The sequence below is a fragment of the Micromonospora sp. M51 genome (assembly GCF_018070305.1).
GTDB lineage: Bacteria > Actinomycetota > Actinomycetes > Mycobacteriales > Micromonosporaceae > Micromonospora > Micromonospora parva.
In genome coordinates, this window is the sequence record NZ_JAGPXZ010001311.1 from 1 (window position 1) to 846 (window position 846).

1 protein-coding gene is annotated in these 846 nt (G+C 74.8%); it reads left to right on the forward strand.

Annotated features, from left to right (window positions below; all coding sequences use genetic code 11):
- Nucleotides 1–77: 77 nt before the first annotated feature.
- Nucleotides 78–846, forward strand: a 769-nt coding sequence (nudC, locus tag KBX53_RS34495; RefSeq protein ID WP_210863982.1) for an NAD(+) diphosphatase, incomplete at its 3' end; no start/stop codon positions are given.

Consider the following 846-nt stretch of genomic DNA (forward strand, 5'->3'; position numbering starts at 1 on the left):
ACCGCGTGTCGTACGGCGTGTCGCACCGAGCCGGGGGCGGTGCCGGGGGCGGATCACCGACGTGGCACGGTGACCGGGTGGGCACTGCGGAGCGGGTGTTGGCGTACGGGGGCGGCTGGCTGGACCGGGCAGGCCCGTTGCGCACCGATCCGACGCGGTTGAGCGAGCTGTTCGCCGAGCCGACCACGGTGCTGCTGGCCATATGGCGGGACCGCTGTCTCGTCGACGGCGACGGGCCGGTTCGGCTCAGCGCGGAGCGCGCGGCGCTGGTCCGATCCGCCGCCGCCGAGACCGTCTTCCTGGGGCTGGACGCGGAGACCGCCGTGTTCGCCGCAGACCTCTCCGACCTGCCCGAGCGGTCCGCCGTCGAACTGGCCGGTGCGGTGCGGTCCGTCGACGTGCGGGCCCTGGTCGGGCGACTCGAACCCGGTCACGCGGCCGTCCAGGCGTACGCCAGGGGTTTGTTGCACTGGCACCGGCAGCAGCGATTCTGCGGGACGTGCGGCGCGGCGGCCGTCACCGGCGGCGGCGGGCACCTGCGGACCTGCACCGGCGCGGAGTGCGGGCGTCTGCTGTTTCCCCGGATCGAGCCGGCGATCATCGTGTTGGTCGAGGCACCCGGTCCGCCCGGGCGGTGTCTGCTGGCCCGGCACGCGGGCGCGGCCGAGGACGCGTACTCGACGCTCGCCGGTTTCGTCGAGGTCGGCGAGAGCCTGGAGGACGCGGTCCGTCGGGAGATGGCCGAGGAGGCGGGCGTGACCGTCACCGACGTGACCTACCAGGGGTCGCAGGCGTGGCCGTTCCCCGCCGGCCTGATGGTGGGCTTCCGGGCCACCGCCACGTCCG